Genomic DNA, 17,391 nt, shown 5'->3' with positions numbered 1-17,391 from the left:
GAGGCCATGGACCTCAGCCCGTCGACCTCCGCGGCACCGGACACCTCGGCCTCCCGCACCGTGCGGGCGACCTCGGCGGCGAGCCGGTTCTGCGCCACCAGCAGCGGGCCCAGCCGCTCCAGCAGCGCCGGGCCGAACAACGGCGCCAGGTCCTCGGCGGCCAAGGCGTCGAGGGAGGCGAGCAGGTCGTCCACGACACCTCCCACCGGTTCGATCAGCTGTTCGAAGTCTAGCCGGTCGAGGGCGTCGCCGCAGCACGAATCCGCAGCTCAGAGGGTTATCCACAGATGTTCGAGTGTCCTTGACACCCCATGGCGGAGTGCGCGGTCAGGCTGAGTCCGGAGGGTGCGGAGGACGGGCGAGGGTCCGTCGGCCGCACAGGGGAGCAGGCCACGGGCATCCCGGCGGCGGGCATCCCCGCACGCACAGGGGACCGGCTGCCGACGTGCTCACGCCAGCAGCGCGACCAGGCCGGTCGCGAGGAGTGAGACGACCGCGGGAGCGAGCAGCATGCGGAGGGCCTCGCGCCTGCCGGCCCGGTCGTGACGGAGCCCGGCTGCCAGGTCGCCCCACTGGTCGACCTCTCCCGCGGGAGACAGCGGGTGGTGCTCGTGGCGCTCCACCGAGCCACCCTCCTCCCGACCGGGCCGACGCGAGGCCCACACCAGACCCGCGCGTGCGACGTCCGCCACCCCACCTGCGGGAATCCCGCCGGGCGCGCGGCTGCTCCCACGTACCGTGGCAACCGTGAAGAAGGTCGTCGTCCTGGACTACGGCTCGGGCAACCTCCGCTCGGCCGAACGCGCGCTGACCCGCGTCGGTGCCGACGTCACGGTGACCGCCGACCCGCACGCCGCCCTGGAGGCCGACGGCCTGGTCGTCCCCGGGGTCGGCGCCTTCGCGGCGTGCATGGCGGGTCTCAAGGCCGTCGACGGGCCGCGGGTGATCGGCCGCCGCCTGGCCGGCGGCCGGCCGGTGCTGGGCGTGTGCGTGGGGATGCAGGTGCTCTTCGAGCGGGGCGTCGAGCACGGTCAGGACGCCGAGGGCTGCGGCGAGTGGCCCGGGGTGGTCGAGCAGCTGCAGGCGCCGGTGCTGCCGCACATGGGCTGGAACACCGTGCAGGCGCCCGCGAAGACGGTGCTGTTCGACGGGCTCGAGGACCAGCGCTTCTACTTCGTGCACTCCTACGGGGTGCGCTCCTTCCCGCTGGGCACCGAGGGGGCGCCGTCCCCGCTGGCCGCTCCGCTGGTCACCTGGGCCGAGCACGGCGACCGGTTCGTCGCCGGGGTCGAGAACGGCGCGCTGTCGGCCACCCAGTTCCACCCGGAGAAGTCCGGGGACGCCGGCGCCCAGCTGCTCACCAACTGGTTGCAGACCCTGAGCTGAGTCACTGCAGCGGGAACGGCGACTGCAGCCACCACGGCGCGTCGACGACCTCCACCCGCGCCACCCACTTCACCCACCAGAAGCCCCGCCGTCCCGGGGCGACGAGCCGAACCGGTGCGCCGTGTCCCGGCGACAGCGGCCGGCCCGCGGCGTGGGTGGCCAGCAGCAGCCCGCCCGCCTCGGACAGCGGCAGCCGGCGCCGGAACCCGGTCACCGAGACGACGTCGACGCTGCCGCCGTCCGGGAGCTCCCGGTCCAGCGAGGCGAGCAGCCGGTCCAGGCGGACGCCGCGCCAGTCCTGGACGGCGTACCACCCGCCGGTGCAGTCGAGCGCCGCACGGACGACGTCCCCCTGGTCGAGGTCGGCGACCGGCACCCGCACCCGCCGACCGGGAGCGGCCAGCACGAGCACGGCAGCGGGGGAGCCCGGCACCGCGTCGGAGATCCACTGGGTGACCGGCATGGCCGCCGGGTCGTCGGTGCCGCGCTCAAAGGAACCCGTGGCCCGGCGCTGGGCGCCCGGTGCGCCGGTCAGCCGCAGCAACCCCTCGCCGGCGCCCCACAGCGCTCCCGCGCCGACACCCAGCGCACCGGCCCGCAGCAGGCTGCGCCGGCCGAGATCGGTGGCCCGCGGTCGCTGCCGTCGTCCCCAGGCGTGGACGACGAGCAGGGCGCCGGTGGCCACGCCGAGAGCGACGTGGACGTGCAGCACCGGGACGCCGGCCGACCAGGACCACGGCCCGGTTCCCCCTCCCGCGTGCAGGGCGCCGGTGGCCAGCGTCAGCAGGGTCGCCACCCCGAGCGAGACGCCACCGCTGCCGGCGGGACGGCGCTGCCACGCCCGCCGCACCACGAGGGCCTTCCACGGGACGAGCAGCAGCAGCCCGAGCCCGGCCGCCCCGTGCGCCGCGACCACCAGCCGCGCCGGGCCGGGCGCCCCGACCGCGAACGCCAGCACGCCGGTGCCGCCGGCGAGCAGGAGCAACGCCAGCAGGCCCACGTTGGTGCGCCGGCCCGCACGGCGGGGCAGGAGCAGGGCCATGGCCCGAGTGTGCGTCAGCTGCGCAGGTAGGAGGCCCCGTTGACGTCGATGATCGTCCCGGTGCTGAACCGCGCCGCCGGCGACGCCAGCCACAGCACCGCCGAGGCGACCTCCTCCGGGCGGGCCACCCGGCCGTAGGGCGACTGCGCGCGGACGGCGTCCCCGCCCGGTCCGTCGAGCACCTCGCGGGCCATCTCGGTCTGCACGAAGCCCGGGGCCACGGTCCCCACCGAGATGCCGTGCGGGGCCAGCGCGATCGCCATCGACTGGCCGAAGGCGTTGAGCCCGGCCTTCGACGCGCCGTAGGCGGGGGTGTCCGGCTCGCCGCGGAACGCGCCGCGGCTGGAGACGTTCACGACCGCACCCCCGCCGGCGGCGACCAGGTGCGGCACGGCGCGGAAGGTGGCGTTGGCCGCGCCGAGCAGGTTGACCGCCAGCGTCCGGGACCAGGCCGCCTGCCACTCCTCGTAGGAGACCGACAGCGGCGGGTGGGCGGTGAAGACCCCGGCGTTGTTGACCAGGACGTCGAGCCCGCCCAGCGCGGCCGCGGCCTCGTCGACCATCCGGCCCACCGCGTCGGCGTCGGCCAGGTCGGCCTGCACCAGCACGTGCCCGTCGCCGGGCAGCTGGGCCAGCACCGACTCGGCGCGCTCCCGCGAGGCACCCCAGTGCACGGCGACGCGGTCGCCCGCGGCGGCGAAGGCGTGCGCGATGGCGCGGCCGATGCCGCGGGAACCACCGGTGACCAGGACGGCGCGGGAGTCGCTCACACCGGGCAGTCAACCAGGGGGTCCGGTCACCACCGCCCGCGGTGCACGACCTCCTCGACGCCGCGCCGGCCGCGCCGGAGGGACGGCGACCGGCGGTCCTCCGCGCCCGGGTAGCCGACCGACACCACGCCGACCGGCCGGTGGGTGTCCGGGACGCCGAACGCCGTCCGCAGGGCGTCCACGCGCTCGGCCGGGACGCCGAAGAAGCACGCGCCCAGCCCCTCGTCGACGGCGGTCAGCAGCACCAGCAGCGCGGCCATGCCGGCATCGACGTCCCAGTAGGGGACCGGCCAGCGGGCCTCGTCACGGTCGGTCCAGCCCTTGTCCGGCTCGGCGTAGCGCTCGAGGTAGGCGGCCTTCGACGACAGGGGCACCACCAGCAGCGGTGCGCGCCGCATCCGGGTCAGCCACCCGTCCGGGGCGCCGGCGGTGGTGGTCACCGACCAGAACAGGTCGCGGTCCGCGGCGTCCTCCAGCACCAGGAACGCCCAGCCCTGGGTGAAGCCGGCCGACGGCGCGCGCAGCGCGTGCTCGAGCAGCCGCTCGCGGACCGCGGGTGGCACCGGCCGGTCGGGGTCGTAGTCGCGCACCATGCGCCGCCGGCGGACGACGTCAGCGAACTCCACCGCGCCACCCTGCCACCCCGCCGGGACCCGGGTGCCGCGGCCGCGGTACGGCGATCGACGGCGGCCGGGCTGCCACCGGGCCGCCGGGGCCGGTGACGCGGGCCACCGGCCCGGGGTCCCTAGGCTGTGGAGCGTGCCGAAGCTGCAGCTGCTCCCCGCCGTCGACGTCGCCGACGGCCAGGCCGTCCGCCTCGTGCAGGGGGAGGCCGGCAGCGAGACCTCCTACGGCGACCCGCTGGAGGCCGCGCTGCAGTGGCAGCGGGACGGCGCGGAGTGGGTGCACCTGGTCGACCTCGACGCCGCCTTCGGCCGGGGCGGCAACCGCGAGCTCCTGGCCCGCGTGGTCGGCGAGCTGGACGTCGACGTCGAGCTCTCCGGGGGCATCCGGGACGACGAGTCGCTGACCGCGGCCCTGGCCACCGGCTGCCGCCGGGTCAACCTCGGCACCGCCGCGCTCGAGTCGCCCGAGTGGTGCGCCCGCGCCATCGCCGAGCACGGCGACCGCATCGCCGTGGGCCTCGACGTCCGCGGCACCCGGCTGGCCGCCCGCGGCTGGACCCGCGAGGGCGGCGAGCTCTACGAGACCCTCGCCCGCCTCGACGCCGAGGGGTGCGCGCGCTACGTGGTCACCGACATCACCAAGGACGGCACGCTGCGCGGCCCGAACCTCGACCTGCTCCGCGAGGTCTGCGCGGCCACCGACCGCCCGGTGGTCGCCTCCGGCGGCGTGAGCTCGCTCGACGACATCCGGGCGCTGGCCGGCCTCACCGCCGTCGGCGTCGAGGGCGCCATCGTGGGCAAGGCGCTGTACGCCGGCGCCTTCACGCTGCCCGAGGCGCTGGCCGTCACCCGGGAGGCGGCATGAGCGTCGTCCGGCTCGGCTCCGGTGGCCCGTGGGAGGCGATGATCGGCTACAGCCGCGTGGTCGTCCGCGGCGACAGCGCCTGGGTCAGCGGCTGCACGTCGGTCGTCGACGGCGTCGTGGCGCACCCGGGCGACGCCGCCGCGCAGACCCGCCAGGCCATCGCCGCCATCGCGACCGCCCTCGAGCGTGCCGGCTTCACCCTCGCCGACGTCGTCCGCACCCGGATGTACGTCACCGACATCAGCCGGTGGGAGGAGGTCGGTCGCGTGCATGGCGAGCTCTTCGGCGACATCCGGCCAGCCACCGCCATGGTCGAGGTCAGCAGTCTGCTCGACCCGGCGATGCTGGTGGAGATCGAGGCCGACGCCGTCCGGGAGGCGGTCGCGTGACGCTCGCGGTGCGCGTCATCCCGTGCCTGGACGTCGACGCCGGCCGGGTCGTCAAGGGCGTCAACTTCGTCGACCTGCGCGACGCCGGCGACCCGGTCGAGATGGCCCGGGTCTACGACGCCGAGGGCGCCGACGAGCTCACCTTCCTCGACATCACCGCCAGCTCCGGCGACCGCGAGACCACCTACGACGTCGTCCGCCGGACCGCGGAGAGCGTGTTCATCCCGCTCACCGTCGGCGGCGGGGTGCGCTCGGTGACCGACGTCGACCGGCTGCTGCGCGCCGGCGCGGACAAGGTCGCCGTCAACACCGCCGCCGTCGCCCGGCCGGAGCTGATCAGCGAGATCAGCGACCGCTTCGGCAACCAGGTGCTCGTGCTCTCCCTCGACGCCCGCCGCACCCGCGACGGCGCGGTCACCGACTCCGGCTTCGAGATCACCACGCACGGCGGGCGGCGCGGCACCGGCCGGGACGCCGTCGAGTGGGTCGTGCGGGCCGCCGAGCTCGGCGTCGGCGAGGTGCTGCTCAACTCGATGGACGCCGACGGCACCGAGGCCGGCTTCGACCTCGAGCTGATCCGGGCGGTGCGCCGCGAGGTCACCGTGCCGGTCATCGCCAGCGGCGGCGCGGGGGAGACCGCGCACTTCCCGCCCGCGGTCGAGGCCGGCGCCGACGCGGTGCTCGCCGCGACCGTCTTCCACTTCGGCAAGCTGCGCATCGGCGACGTCAAGGCCGCCCTCGGCGACGCCGGCGTCCCCGTCCGCCGGGAGACCGACCACCCGCTGCCGTAGGGCGGTGCCGGAGGCACGACTCCACCCAGGACGTTCGACCGTCTCCGGGGGCCGCGTGCCGGTGGGACCCTGGCTGCTCCCCTCCCTCGAGGAGACAGCGATGGCCACCCCGACCGTGCAGTCCGGCATCCGCGGCTTCCGGGGCGAGGTGCTGCGCCCCGGCGACCCCGGCTACGACGACGCCCGCCGCGTCTTCAACGGCATGGTCGACCGCGAGCCCGCGCTGATCGCGCGGTGCACCGGCACCGACGACGTGGTGGCCGCGGTGCGGCACGCGCGCGACGCGGGCCTGCCGCTGGCCGTGCACGGCGGCGGGCACGGTGTGGTGGGCCACGCGGTCTGCGACGCCGGGCTGATGCTCGACCTGCGGCCGATGAACCGCGTCCAGGTGCAGCCGTCGGACGGCTCGGTGCGCGCGGAGGGCGGCGCCACGTGGGGCCAGTTCGACGCGGCCACGCAGGAGCACGGGCTGGCGGTGACCGGCGGCCGGGTCTCCTCGACCGGGGTCGGCGGGCTCACGCTCGGCAGCGGCAGCGGCTGGGTGGAGCGCAAGCTCGGCTACACGTGCGACAGCCTGACCGGCGCCCAGGTCGTGACGGCGGCCGGCGAGGTCCTCGAGGTGGACGCCGACCACGAACCCGACCTGTTCTGGGCCCTGCGAGGTGGTGGCGGCAACTTCGGCGTCGTCACCCGCTTCGACTTCCGCGCCCACCGGCTGGGCCCGGTGCTCCTCGGCGGCATGCTCCTGTACCGGCACGAGGACGCCGTCGACGTCGTCCGCCACTACCGCGAGTTCATGGCCCAGGCGCCGGACGAGGTCGGCGGTGGGGCGGCTCTGCTCTCCGCCCCGCCGGAGCCGTTCGTCCCCGAGGCGGCCAGGGGTCGCCCCGCGGTGGGGGTGATCGTGGTCTACGCCGGCGACGTGGAGGAGGGACGCACGGTCCTGCGGCCGCTGCTCGAGTACGGCTCACCGGTGGTCTCGATGGTGCAGCCCATGCCCTACACGGCGATCCAGCAGATGCTCGACACGGCCTACCCCGCGGGCATGCGCAACTGGTGGACGGCGGACTTCCTGCGGGAGCTGCCCGACGAGGCGATCGAGGCAGCGGCGACGCGGACGGCCGGGGTGCCCTCCCCGCTGACCCAGGTCATCCTGGTCCCGGGTGGTGGGGCGCCGGCACGGGTCACGCCGGACGCGACGGCCTTCGACCTGCGGGACGCGCCGTGGAACGTCCACTTCCTCAGCATGTGGCCCGACCCGGCCGACGACGAGCGGAACATCGCCTGGACCCGCGAGCTGGCCGGGGCGCTGAAGCCGTACGCAGCCGCCGGCGCCTACCTCAACTTCCTGGGCGACGAGGGCCCCGACCGGGTCCGCGCCGCGTTCGGGCCAGAGAAGTACGCGCGCCTGGTCGCGCTCAAGGACCGCTACGACTCGGACAACCTGTTCTGCCTCAACCAGAACATCGCGCCGTCGGGGCAGGTGCCGCGACCACGCGCGGGCTGACCCCGTCGGCTCCCTGCAGGGCCCGCTTCGAGCCTGCGAGTGGCGGGGCGGAGGGGGTCAGCTCACCTCCACGCGGGCGACGTCCTGGCGCCCGCTGGCCCACAGCAGCAGCTCCAGCGGCTCGCCCTCCACGACCGTCTCCGGCGTGCCGCTGCCGTGGCGCCGCTCCACCCCCGGCGCGTCGCTGCGGCGCAGCACCAGCGCCCCGGGCACCTGGCCGGCGGCGACCCGGCCGAAAAGGACGACGTTGCCCCAGAGCCGGTCCTGGTCCCCCCGCGGGAGCTCGCGGGGGGACCAGCCCGGCCGGGCCCGGCGGACGTCCTCGTGGTGGATGGCGTACTCCGCCGTGTCGACCACCGCGGCCACCGGTGGCCAGGCGGCCGGCAGCCACCGCGGCGGCCCGGAGCGCACGCGGGCCACCAGGTCGGCGTAACGGGTGCCGCCGCGCAGACGGTCCTCCACGCGGTGGGACCAGGCGGCGAGCGGCCCCCCGATCGGCGTCGTCTCCAGGGCGAAGCCGGGCGCGGTGTCCGGACGGCGGTCCCGGGTGACCAGGTGCGCGGCCAGATGGGCGGTCGTCCAACCCTCGCAGCGGGTGGGCGCGTCGGGTCCCAGCTCCTCGAGGAGGTCGGCGAGCGCCGCACGCTCGCGCGCGGCCAGCGGCCGGGAAGAGGAGGTCACCGGGCGGGGTTACCGACGGAGCGGGCTCCGGAAACAGCGCGCGACCGCTCGGCGCGACTACGTACAGTCGGGACGCCGCCCCGCACGACCACCGAGGAGACCTGTGCCCCGCCGCCGAGACGCCGTCGTGCGGCGAGGGATGCGCCACGTCGGGCGCGCGATCGTCGAGCAGCCGGGCATGTTCACGCTGGCCTTCCTCGCCAGCAGCCTCTACGGCGGGATGACCGTCGCCAGCGCCTACGTGCTCGGCGAGGTCACCGACCGCGTCGTCCTCCCGGCCCTGGACGACGGCGTCACCTCGGCCGGCGCGCTCACCCTGGCCGCGTCCGCCATCCTCGGCGTCGCCGTCCTGAAGATCCTCGGCATCCTGGGCCGGCGGCTGTTCGCCGGCGTCATGGGCTACCGGCTGCAGGCCGAGTACCGCCGCCGGGTGACCGGCCAGTACCTGCGGCTGCCGCTGTCCTGGCACCAGCGCCACCCGACGGGGCAGCTGCTGTCCAACGCCAACTCCGACGTCGAGGCGTCCTGGTTCTTCGTCGCGCCGCTGCCCTTCGCGTGCGGCGCGGTCGTGATGATCGGCATCACCGTGGCCGCGCTGGTCGCCACCGACCCGTGGCTGGCACTGGTCGGCCTGGTGGTCTTCCCGCTGGTGTTCGTCGTCAACGCCGTCTACTCGCAGGAGATGAGCCCGCGGATGCGGCGCGCCCAGCAGCTGCGCGCCGAGGTCAGCGAGATCGCCCACGAGAGCTTCGACGCCGCCCTGGTCGTGAAGACCCTCGGCCGGGAGGACGTCGAGACCCGCCGGTTCACCGAGCGCGCCGAGGAGCTGCGCGACGGGCTGGTCGCCGTCGGCCGGGTGCGCGGGCTGTTCGACCCGCTGATGGAGGCGCTGCCCAACCTCGGCACCCTCGCGGTGCTGCTCATCGGCGCCGGCCGCGTCGCCGACGGCGTCACCGACCCCGGCGCACTGGTCTCCATCGCCTACCTGTTCACGCTGCTGGCGCTGCCGATCCGCGCCATCGGCTGGGTGCTGGCCGACCTGCCGCGCGCCCTGGCCGGCTTCGACCGGGTGACGCCGGTCCTCGACGCGACCGGCGAGACGCCGCACGGCACCGAGGTCGCCGTGGCCGGCACCGGCGGCGCGGGGCTGGGCGTCCGCGGGGTCGACTACGGCTTCGAGGGAGCGACCCGTCCCACGCTGTCGGGCGTCACCTTCGACGTGGCGCCGGGCAGCACGGTCGCCGTCGTCGGACCGACCGGGTCGGGCAAGTCGACCCTGGCCGGGCTGCTGGTCCGCCTGGTCGACCCGGGCACCGGCGAGGTGCTGCTCGACGGCGTCGACCTGCGCGCGCTGCGCGAGGGTGAGGTCAGCGCCCAGGCGGCGGTCGTCCCGCAGGGCACCTTCCTCTTCGACGACACGGTGCGCGGCAACGTCACCCTCGGCGCCGACGTCCCCGACGACGAGGTGTGGGCGGCGCTGCGGGTCGCCGCCGTCGACGACGTCGTCCGCCGGCTGCCCGAGGGTCTGGACACCCGGGTCGGCGAGCGCGGGGCGACCCTGTCGGGCGGCCAGCGGCAGCGGATCGCGCTGGCCCGCGCGGTGGTGCGCCGTCCCCGGCTGCTGGTGCTCGACGACGCGACCAGCGCCGTCGACCCCGCCGTCGAGGCGCGCATCCTCGACGCCCTGCGCGGCCATCCCGCCGACCGTGCCGAGCGGCCCTCGACCGTCGTCGTGGTCGCCTACCGGCAGGCCACCATCGCGCTGGCCGACGAGGTCGTCTGGCTCGAGGGCGGCCGGGTGCTCGCCCGCGGCAGCCACGAGCAGCTGCTGGCCGAGGTGCCCGGCTACGCCGCGCTGGTGCGGGCCTACGCGCAGACGGAGGTGGCCGCGTGACCACCGCCGTCGCCGAGCACCGCGAGGAGGGCGCCCTCGCCACCCTGCGCCGCGGCCTGCGGATGATGCCGGAGTTCCGCCGCGGCCTGCCGGCCACCTTCGCCCTCGCCCTGGTCGCCACCGCCGGGCGGGTGGTCGTGCCGATCGCCGTCCAGCAGGTCATCGACCGCGGCCTGGCCGGCCCCGGCGGCCCGGACCTCGACCTGGTCCGGAACGTCGTGCTGCTCTGCGCCGCCGTCGTGGTGCTGACCGTCGTCGCGGTCTACCGGATGAACGTCCGGCTGTTCCGGACGACGGAGACCGCGCTGGCCGGGCTGCGCGTGCGGGCGTTCCGGCACGTGCACGACCTCTCGGTGCTGCACCAGCAGACCCAGCGCCGCGGCTCGCTGGTCTCCCGGGTCACCAGCGACGTCGACCAGCTGTCCACGTTCATGCAGTGGGGCGGCGTGCTGGGCGTGGTCAGCCTCGGTCAGCTGATCGTGGCCACCGTCGTCATGGCCGTCTACTCCTGGCAGCTGACCCTCGTCGTGCTGCTGTGCTTCGTGCCGCTGGCGATCGCCGTGCGCTTCTTCGCCGCGCGGCTGGCCGTCGTCCACGGCGTGGTGCGCGAGCGGGTCGGCGACGTGCTGGCCGCGGTGTCGGAGTCGGTCGTCGGCGCCTCGACGGTGCGGGCCTACGGCATCCGCGAGCGCACCGCCGCCCGCCTCGACCGCGCCATCGACCGGCACTACCGGGCCCAGGTGCGGGCGCAGCGGGTCACCGCGTCGGTCTTCGTCAGCGGCGAGTTCGTGGCCGCCGTCGCCAACGTCGCGGTGGTCGTCGTCGGCGTCCTGCTCGGCCTGGACGGCGACATCACCCCCGGCACCCTGGTCGCGTTCCTCTTCCTCGTCACGCTCTTCGTCTCCCCGGTGCAGACCGCCAGCGAGGTGCTCAACGAGGCGCAGAACGCCGTCGCCGGGTTCCGCCGGGTGCTCGACGTGCTGGAGACCGAGCCCGACGTCCGCGACCCGGCGGTCGCCGACCCGGCCACCGCGCGGCAGCTGCCGCACACGCCGCTGGGCGTGCGCTTCGAGCACGTGACCTTCCGCTACGCGCCGGGTGCGCGCCCGGCGCTCCTGGACGTCGACCTCGAGATCGCGCCGCGCCGCCGCGTGGCCATCGTCGGCGAGACCGGCTCGGGCAAGACGACGTTCGCCAAGCTGGTCACCCGGCTGATGGACCCTTCCTGCGGCCGCGTGCTGCTCGGCGACGACGACGCCGGGTGGGTGCCGCTGGACCGGGTCGCCTTCGCCTCGCTGCGCCGGCGGGTGGTGATGGTGCCGCAGGACGGCTTCCTGTTCGACGCGACCGTCGCCGACAACGTGCGCTACGGCCGGCCGGGGCTCTCCGACGACGACGTGCGCGCCGCCTTCGAGGAGCTCGGGCTGGGCGACTGGGTGGCGGGGCTGGTCGACGGTGTGGCCACGCGGGTCGGCCAGCGCGGGGAGTCGCTGTCGGCGGGGGAGCGGCAGCTGGTCGCCGTGGCCCGCGCCTACGTCGCCGACCCCGACCTGCTGGTGCTCGACGAGGCCACCAGCGCCGTCGACCCGGCCACCGAGCGCCGGTTGACGCACGCGCTCGACCGGCTCACCGACGGCCGGACGACGCTCACCATCGCCCACCGGCTCTCCACCGCGGAGCGGGCCGACGAGGTGCTCGTCGTGGACGCCGGCCGCGTGGTCCAGCGCGGTTCGCACGCCGAGCTGGTGGACGCCGAGGGTCCCTACGCGCGGCTGCACGCCTCCTGGCGGCGCTCCTCGGCAGGGGAGCCCCAGCCGGCCGGCTGAGGTCCGGGGATCCGCCGGCCGCCCCGGACGGGTCCGGGACGAGGGCCTACGCGCCCGGACGGGTGTGGAGCGAGACGGCGGCGCGGCCGACCGCCCCCGCCACGGCGCGGGTGAAGTGGTCCAGGGCGGCGCGGTCGAGCGTGTCGAGCCGGTCCCGCTCGGTGTGGTAGTGCGGATCGAACGGACGGCCGGCGCGCCCGCCCCAGCGCTGGGCCTGCTTGCGGGTCTTGGTCTCCCTGTCCCCGGCCCAGACGCCGGCGGACGGGATGCCGGCGTCGATGAACGGGACGTAGTCCGACTCGCGGTCCAGTGGGACGGTCCTGGCGACGACCCCCGTCGCGGCGAGCTGCTCCACCAGGAGGCACGCCACCTGCGCCGAGCCGGGTGGGCCGTGCTCGGCACGGGACCTCCCCTCACCTCCCAGCACGAAGTACCCGGGGTTCGGTGACGCCAGCATGTCGAGGTTGAGGTACAGCAGGACGTCGTCGCGTTCCGCGCGGGACAGCGTGTCGACGTAGTGCGTCGACCCCACCAGGTCGTCCTCCTCCGAACCCCAGAAGGCGAAGCGGACCGCACTGCGGACCGGCGGTGACCCGCCCAGCCGGGTGGCGATCTCCAGCAGCGCGGCGACCCCGGAGCCGTTGTCGTTGATCCCGGGCCCCCTCCTCACCGAGTCCAGGTGTGCTCCGAGCACGACGACCCGTCCCCGGTCCCCCGTCCGGGTCTGGGCGATGACGTTGCGGCAGCAGGTCTCGCCGTCCCGACGACGCCGCCGCTTCGGCAGCGGGTACGCGGGGGTGCTGACGTCGTAGCCCGCCGCGCGGAGGGTCTCGGTCACGTGGCGGACGCTCGCCTCGTACCCGGGGCCGGGACAGGCGCGGTTGCCCCCGTTGGCGTCGGCGATCCGCTGCAGTGCCAAGAGGTGCTCGCCGGCGCCCGCGCCGGTGGCCGTGGCCCGGAGGCGCCGTTCCAGGACGGCGTCCCCGAGGGGCGAGCACGACTCCACCGAGGTCCCGGGCAGCTGATCGGGCACCGCGAACGGGACCCGTCCGGCCTCCGCGTCCCCTCGTGGGGGAGCGGCGGTGCGGCTCACGGACTCGCCCGCGGACCGCTGCCGCGACGACCGCTCCCGGCCGTGCCGGGAAGTGAGCTCCTGGTGTGTGTCCTGTCCATCCACGGCGTACCCCCGGAGCGGGAAGGTGGGCGGCGACGGCGCCTGCTGCGCGGGAGCGCGGGCAGGTCCGTCGGACCGGCCGTCGGCGTCGGCCGGTCGCACCGGAGGTCACCCGGTCCGTGTCGTCGGTCGGTGTGGCGTCGGTGGGAGGTCGTTGCCGAGGGGGCGCCCACGCGGGGGCGGGATCCGGGGGGCCGGGTCGGCGCGGAGCCCGGCCACGGCGGCCGAGGGCGCACCTCCCGGTGGAGCCGCGGACGGTCCCACTGCTGCAGTGAGCGCACGGGCCGGGTTCCCCGCCCAGCGCTCCCCGGCTCCGACCTGCTCGCCCTTCATCAGGAAGGCGTCGGCCTCCAGGACGGCGCCGGGTCCCATCGTGACGCCGTAGTGGACGAAGGCTGCCGGCCCGATCGTGCACCCGGCACCGATCTCGATGCGGTCGGTCTTGAAGACACCGTTCTCCATGGAGTGCCCCTGGATGACGCTCGCCTCGTTCAGGGTGCAGTCGTCACCGATGTGCGTCAGCGACCGTTCGATGACGATGCCTCCGTCGTCGAAGACCCGGCGGCCGACCCGGACCCGGAACGCTCGCCAGACGAGGGGCTTGAGCGGCGTGCCGTTGAAGGCGTTGGCGATCAGGTACCCGGGGACCTTCCAGTACCGCTCGTGCCGCCAGTACCGGCGGTCGTAGATGGAGCACAAGAGCGGCCGCAGGGGCGGGAACGCGCGGTCGACCAGCGCCCAGTGGAGGACGAGCACGACCGGTGCACCGACCAGGGCGGCGGCGACCGTGACCGGCTCCCAGGCCGGCGGCACGCTCAGCGCGGCGTTCCACAGCGAGACGACGACGACGAACGGCACCCAGCGGACCAGCAGGAAGTGGCCCGCCGTCCGGGCGTTGTACCAGGCCTTGGCCCGGAGCGCCGCCCTCAGGGATCCCCACCCGGCCAGGCCGTCGGGCAGGCGGTCCCGCTCGACCGAACGTGGGATCTCGAACGGCGGGGAGCCGAGGAGGCCGACGTCCTGCCGCATCGGCCCGTCGACCGGGACGTGCACCTTGGTGGCCAGCAGGCAGTTCTCCCCGGTCCGCGCGCCCGCGGGGTAGACGACGTTGTTCCCGACGAAGCACCGCGCGCCCACCGTCGCGCGCCGCACCCGGAAGGAGGTCCCGGAGAACTCGGCGTTGTTCATCGAGAACCCGTCCGACACCATCGTGCCGCTGCCCACGAGGCTCAGGCTCGGCACGTCCTGCGCGATCCCCATCCCGAAGTTGGAACCCGTCTGCACGACGGGGGAGAGGTGCCAGCCCAGCCCGCGCAGCCAGTGGACGATCGCCGAGCTGTCCCCGAACAGGGCCGCGTGGGTCTTCACGTTCGTGACCCGGGCGACGGTGCGCTGGACCGCCCAGCGCCACCCGTAGAGGCGGAAGACGCGGTCCGGTGGCAGGCAGCGCCGCAGCGAGCGCGGGACCGCCACCGCCAGCAGCATGCTCCCGACGACGACGCCCCAGAAGACCACCGAGGACGTCCACACCCCGTGCCAGAGGAGGTCGGGGAGGCCGCGCTGGACCGCCCAGTCGTGCGCCGCGGCCGGCAGGACGAAGGTGGCCACCAGGATCACCAACGGCGTGTGGACGAGCACCGCCACCGCCAGCTGCACGGTGCCGTAGACGGCCCGGCGCACGGGCCCGCAGCGAGCGGCGTCCAGCAGGCGTGGTGGGTGCTGCGACGGTTCGGCGGGCGTGCCGAGCCAGCGTTCCCCGGCCGGGACCGACTGCCCCGCGTTCAGGCTCGAGGCATGGGCCAGCTCGGCACCGTCTCCGAGGGTGCTGTGCACGTCCAGCACGCTCGACTCGCCGACGACGGCGTCCCGACCGATGCTGACCGGCCCGATCTCGACGACCCCGCCCACCACTCGGTAGCCGTTGAGGTGGGTGTTCTTGTGGAGCACGGCTCCGGCGCCGATGGTCACCAGGTCCGTGCAGACCGGGACGTGCGAGGTGAGCACCAGCGCCCCGGGCCCCACGCGGGCACCGAGCGCCCGGAGGTACAGCACGGTGAGCGGGGAGCCGTGGAACAGCACGAGCGGGCTCGTGCGGACCAGCCGCTTGACCACCCAGAACCGCAGGTACTTCATGCTCCACACGGGGAACCGCTCCGCCCGCCACCGGCCGACGAGGAGCCACTTGGCGGCGATCGGCAGCAGGCAGGCGCCGAGGAAGACCGCTCCGCCGAGGACGACGGCGCGTTCGTAGGTGGGCAGGAAGCCCTCCGGGTGGGTGATCCACTCGTTGCTCATCGCCACGGTCGCACCGATGAGGGACGCCCACGCCAGGAACACCAGGGACTGCAGCACGCCGCAGACCACGTGCTGGTGGCGCGCGGCCGGCGTCGCTGCGGGTACCCCCGAGGACGCGGTGGCGGCCGGTGGGCCGGGGACGTGCCGCACGGCCAGGGCGGCGGCGAGCCGGCGGACCGTCGGGTGCTGGTAGACGTCCTTGGTGGCGACCGCGGGGAGGTCGCCGCGTTCACGGATCCTCGCGCAGATCCGCGCCAGGAGGAGCGAGTCGGCACCGAGGTCGTCGAACAGGTTGCTGGTCACCGACACCTCCGACAGCCCGAGGACCGAGCCCACGGAGTCCGCGAGGACCTCCTCGAGCGGGGTCTCCGGTGCCGTGTACGGCCCCTGGTCGGCCAGCTGACGGGGCCCGCGGGGTGGTGGCAGCGCCTTCCGGTCGGCCTTGTCGCTCGTGGTCATCGGGATGACCGGGAGCTCCTCCAGGTACGCGGGGACCATGTACATCGGCAACCGCCCGCGCAGGTGGGTGTAGGCAGCGCCGACGTCCAGCGACGCCGCCCCGCCGCGCAGCGTGTAGTAGCCGACGAGCTCCACCGCTCCCGGCGCCGGCTCGTGGGTGGACACCACGGCCTGCGCCACGCCGGGCAGCTGCAGCAGGACCGACTCGATCTCGGTCAGCTCGATGCGGTAGCCGCGGATCTTGACCTGGGTGTCGATCCGGCCGTGGTACTCCACCTCGCCGTCGACGATGCAGCCCAGGTCGCCGGTCCGGTACAGGCGACCGGACGGGTTGTCCGGCAGCCCCACGCGGTCGGGGACGAACGCCCGCTCGGTGAGGTCGGGCCGGTTGAGGTAGCCCGTCGCCAGGCCGATGCCGGCGATGGCGATCTCGCCCAGTCGACCCGGCGGCAGCGCTGCCTCCCCGTCGGGGTCGAGGACCGTCACGGAGTACCCGGGCAGAGGGCTGCCGAGGGTGACCGGCCGGTCGGGGTCGACGACCGAGAGGGTGGCCGTGACCGTCGTCTCGGTGGGCCCGTAGGTGTTGAGGAAGCGGCGGCCGGGACGGTGCCAGCGCACGACCAGGTCCCGCGGGCAGGCCTCACCGGAGACCAGCAGGAAGCGCACCGCCGGGAGGTCGTCGTCGAGGGTCGCGAGCAACGTGGGCACGCAGCACAGGGCGGTGACCCTGCGATCGGTGAGGAACTCGTGCAGGTCGGCCCCGAGGAGGCTGCCCCCCGGCGGACGGGGCACCAGGGTCGCGCCGACCGCCCAGGCCACCCAGATCTCCTCGACGGAGAAGTCGAAGGCGATCGTCAGGCCCTGGTACACCCGGTCGTCCGGACGGACCCCGTAGACCTCCGCGGCCACGCCCACGAAGTGGCAGATCGCCGAGTGGTCGATCATCACGCCCTTGGGCCGCCCGGTCGTCCCCGACGTGTACACGACGTAGCACAGCCCGTCGTCCGGCTGGGGGGCGTCCGGCTCCGTCCCGGTCGGCGCGGGGCGTCGGCCGTCCTCGGCGGCGAGAGCAGCGGCGTCGTCGTCGAGACACAGCACCGGCACGGGGAGGCCGTCGAGTCGGCCACGGGCACCGGCCGTGGTCACGACGAGTCCCACACCGGCGTCCTCGACGATGTAGGAGATCCGGTCGGCGGGGAAGGCCAGGTCCAGGGGGACGTACGCCGCGCCCGCCTTCAGGACGGCGAGCAGGGCCGTGTAGGTGGCCACGGGTTCGTCGCAGAGGAGGGCGACGCGGGAACCCGGTGCGGCACCCCGCCGGCGCAGGAGGTGGGCCAGTCGGTTGGCCCGGACGTCGAGCTCGACGTAGCTGAGCCGCCGGTCACCGGCGTCGACGGCCAGCTGGTCGGACCGGCCCGCCGCGACGAGCGCGTCGACCCGCCGCTCGAAGACCTGCTCCAGCCGTTCCCCGGGCCGCCAACGGTGCCCGTCCGGGCCGAGCTCGCCGACCAGGACCGCCTCGTCCCGCACCGGCCCGCGTCCGCCGGTCGGCTGCGCCACCGCCGGCTGCAGGGCGTGCCCCGGCTCCGGCGCCCGGTGCCGCCCGCCCCCCGAGGTCGGGTGCCGCCCGCCCCCCGAGGTCGGGTGCCGCCCGCCCCCCGGGGCCTGGTGACGCCCGCCTCCCGC

Annotated in this window: 14 protein-coding genes and 1 pseudogene; 7 read left to right on the top strand and 8 right to left on the bottom strand. The window is 75.3% G+C overall.

Annotated features, from left to right (window positions below; translation table 11 throughout):
* Together BLS21_RS11805 and BLS21_RS25140 are read right to left on the bottom strand one after the other, a co-directional pair.
* Positions 1–194: pseudogene (locus BLS21_RS11805) on the bottom strand (endonuclease); the annotation flags it as partial.
* A 255-nt stretch (positions 195–449) separates the two neighbouring features.
* A complete protein-coding gene (locus tag BLS21_RS25140; RefSeq protein WP_175479544.1) occupies positions 450–623 on the bottom strand; it encodes a hypothetical protein in 174 nt (57 codons plus the stop codon).
* A gap of 124 nt (positions 624–747) precedes the next feature.
* Here BLS21_RS25140 and hisH point away from each other — a divergent pair, with 124 nt between their 5' ends.
* On the top strand, positions 748–1,386 hold the full coding sequence (hisH, locus tag BLS21_RS11800) for an imidazole glycerol phosphate synthase subunit HisH (protein WP_091218183.1): 639 nt from the start codon (positions 748–750) through the stop codon (positions 1,384–1,386).
* A 1-nt stretch (position 1,387) separates the two neighbouring features.
* On the opposite strand, the gene BLS21_RS11795 is transcribed toward hisH, so the two are convergent.
* From BLS21_RS11795 to BLS21_RS11785, 3 genes are read right to left on the bottom strand one after another with little or no spacing between them, the layout of a single operon-like run.
* Complete coding sequence (locus BLS21_RS11795; protein WP_091218180.1) at positions 1,388–2,428, bottom strand: molybdopterin-dependent oxidoreductase; 1,041 nt, start codon at positions 2,426–2,428, stop codon at positions 1,388–1,390.
* 14 nt (positions 2,429–2,442) lie between these two features.
* Positions 2,443–3,198: an SDR family NAD(P)-dependent oxidoreductase gene (locus tag BLS21_RS11790; RefSeq protein WP_245700331.1), complete on the bottom strand. Its 756-nt coding sequence runs from the start codon at positions 3,196–3,198 to the stop codon at positions 2,443–2,445.
* 26 nt (positions 3,199–3,224) lie between these two features.
* Positions 3,225–3,824, bottom strand: a complete 600-nt coding sequence (locus BLS21_RS11785; protein WP_091218174.1) for a nitroreductase family protein — start codon at positions 3,822–3,824, stop codon at positions 3,225–3,227.
* A 133-nt stretch (positions 3,825–3,957) separates the two neighbouring features.
* Between BLS21_RS11785 and priA the strand changes: the two genes are divergently transcribed.
* The 4 genes from priA (at position 3,958) to BLS21_RS11765 (ending at position 7,376) form a co-directional block, all read left to right on the top strand.
* A complete protein-coding gene (priA, locus tag BLS21_RS11780) occupies positions 3,958–4,689 on the top strand; it encodes a bifunctional 1-(5-phosphoribosyl)-5-((5-phosphoribosylamino)methylideneamino)imidazole-4-carboxamide isomerase/phosphoribosylanthranilate isomerase PriA (protein WP_091218172.1) in 732 nt (243 codons plus the stop codon).
* Positions 4,686–5,078: a RidA family protein gene (locus BLS21_RS11775; protein WP_091218170.1), complete on the top strand. Its 393-nt coding sequence runs from the start codon at positions 4,686–4,688 to the stop codon at positions 5,076–5,078. The genes priA and BLS21_RS11775 overlap by 4 nt, the downstream gene beginning before the upstream one ends.
* A complete protein-coding gene (hisF, locus tag BLS21_RS11770) occupies positions 5,075–5,869 on the top strand; it encodes an imidazole glycerol phosphate synthase subunit HisF (RefSeq protein WP_091218167.1) in 795 nt (264 codons plus the stop codon). Before BLS21_RS11775 ends, hisF begins: the two co-directional genes overlap by 4 nt.
* 100 nt (positions 5,870–5,969) lie before the next feature.
* Positions 5,970–7,376 (top strand): FAD-binding oxidoreductase, encoded by a 1,407-nt coding sequence (locus BLS21_RS11765; protein WP_091218162.1) that lies wholly within the window; start codon positions 5,970–5,972, stop codon positions 7,374–7,376.
* A gap of 57 nt (positions 7,377–7,433) precedes the next feature.
* Here the strand turns inward: BLS21_RS11765 and BLS21_RS11760 are convergent, their stop codons facing one another.
* Positions 7,434–8,057, bottom strand: a complete 624-nt coding sequence (locus BLS21_RS11760; RefSeq protein ID WP_091218159.1) for a TIGR03085 family metal-binding protein — start codon at positions 8,055–8,057, stop codon at positions 7,434–7,436.
* Positions 8,058–8,160: 103 nt separating this feature from the next.
* On the opposite strand from BLS21_RS11760, the gene BLS21_RS11755 reads away from it, so the two are divergent.
* Together BLS21_RS11755 and BLS21_RS11750 are read left to right on the top strand one after the other, a co-directional pair.
* Entirely contained in the window at positions 8,161–9,951 is a 1,791-nt protein-coding gene (locus tag BLS21_RS11755) for an ABC transporter ATP-binding protein (RefSeq protein ID WP_245700328.1), read from the top strand.
* A complete protein-coding gene (locus BLS21_RS11750; protein ID WP_217636098.1) occupies positions 9,948–11,777 on the top strand; it encodes an ABC transporter ATP-binding protein in 1,830 nt (609 codons plus the stop codon). The genes BLS21_RS11755 and BLS21_RS11750 overlap by 4 nt, the downstream gene beginning before the upstream one ends.
* Before the next feature lie 46 nt (positions 11,778–11,823).
* On the opposite strand, the gene BLS21_RS11745 is transcribed toward BLS21_RS11750, so the two are convergent.
* Positions 11,824–12,870, bottom strand: a complete 1,047-nt coding sequence (locus BLS21_RS11745; protein WP_175479543.1) for a M28 family peptidase — start codon at positions 12,868–12,870, stop codon at positions 11,824–11,826.
* A gap of 189 nt (positions 12,871–13,059) precedes the next feature.
* Positions 13,060–17,265 (bottom strand): Pls/PosA family non-ribosomal peptide synthetase, encoded by a 4,206-nt coding sequence (locus BLS21_RS11740; protein ID WP_217636097.1) that lies wholly within the window; start codon positions 17,263–17,265, stop codon positions 13,060–13,062.
* Between the last annotated feature and the right edge of the window lie 126 nt (positions 17,266–17,391).

The sequence above is a fragment of the Geodermatophilus siccatus genome (assembly GCF_900103785.1).
GTDB classification, from domain to species: domain Bacteria; phylum Actinomycetota; class Actinomycetes; order Mycobacteriales; family Geodermatophilaceae; genus Geodermatophilus; species Geodermatophilus siccatus.
The sequence above is the reverse complement of the archived record's forward strand: the minus strand, read 5'-3'. Positions and strand labels throughout refer to the sequence as shown.

Bases quoted from the DNA above. Each gene is read 5' to 3' on its own strand.
- BLS21_RS11795 (WP_091218180.1), bottom strand. From the start codon at position 2,428: ATGGCCCTGCTCCTGCCCCGCCGTGCGGGCCGGCGCACCAACGTGGGC.
- BLS21_RS11775 (WP_091218170.1), top strand. From the start codon at position 4,686: ATGAGCGTCGTCCGGCTCGGCTCCGGTGGCCCGTGGGAGGCGATGATC.
- BLS21_RS11765 (WP_091218162.1), top strand. From the start codon at position 5,970: ATGGCCACCCCGACCGTGCAGTCCGGCATCCGCGGCTTCCGGGGCGAG.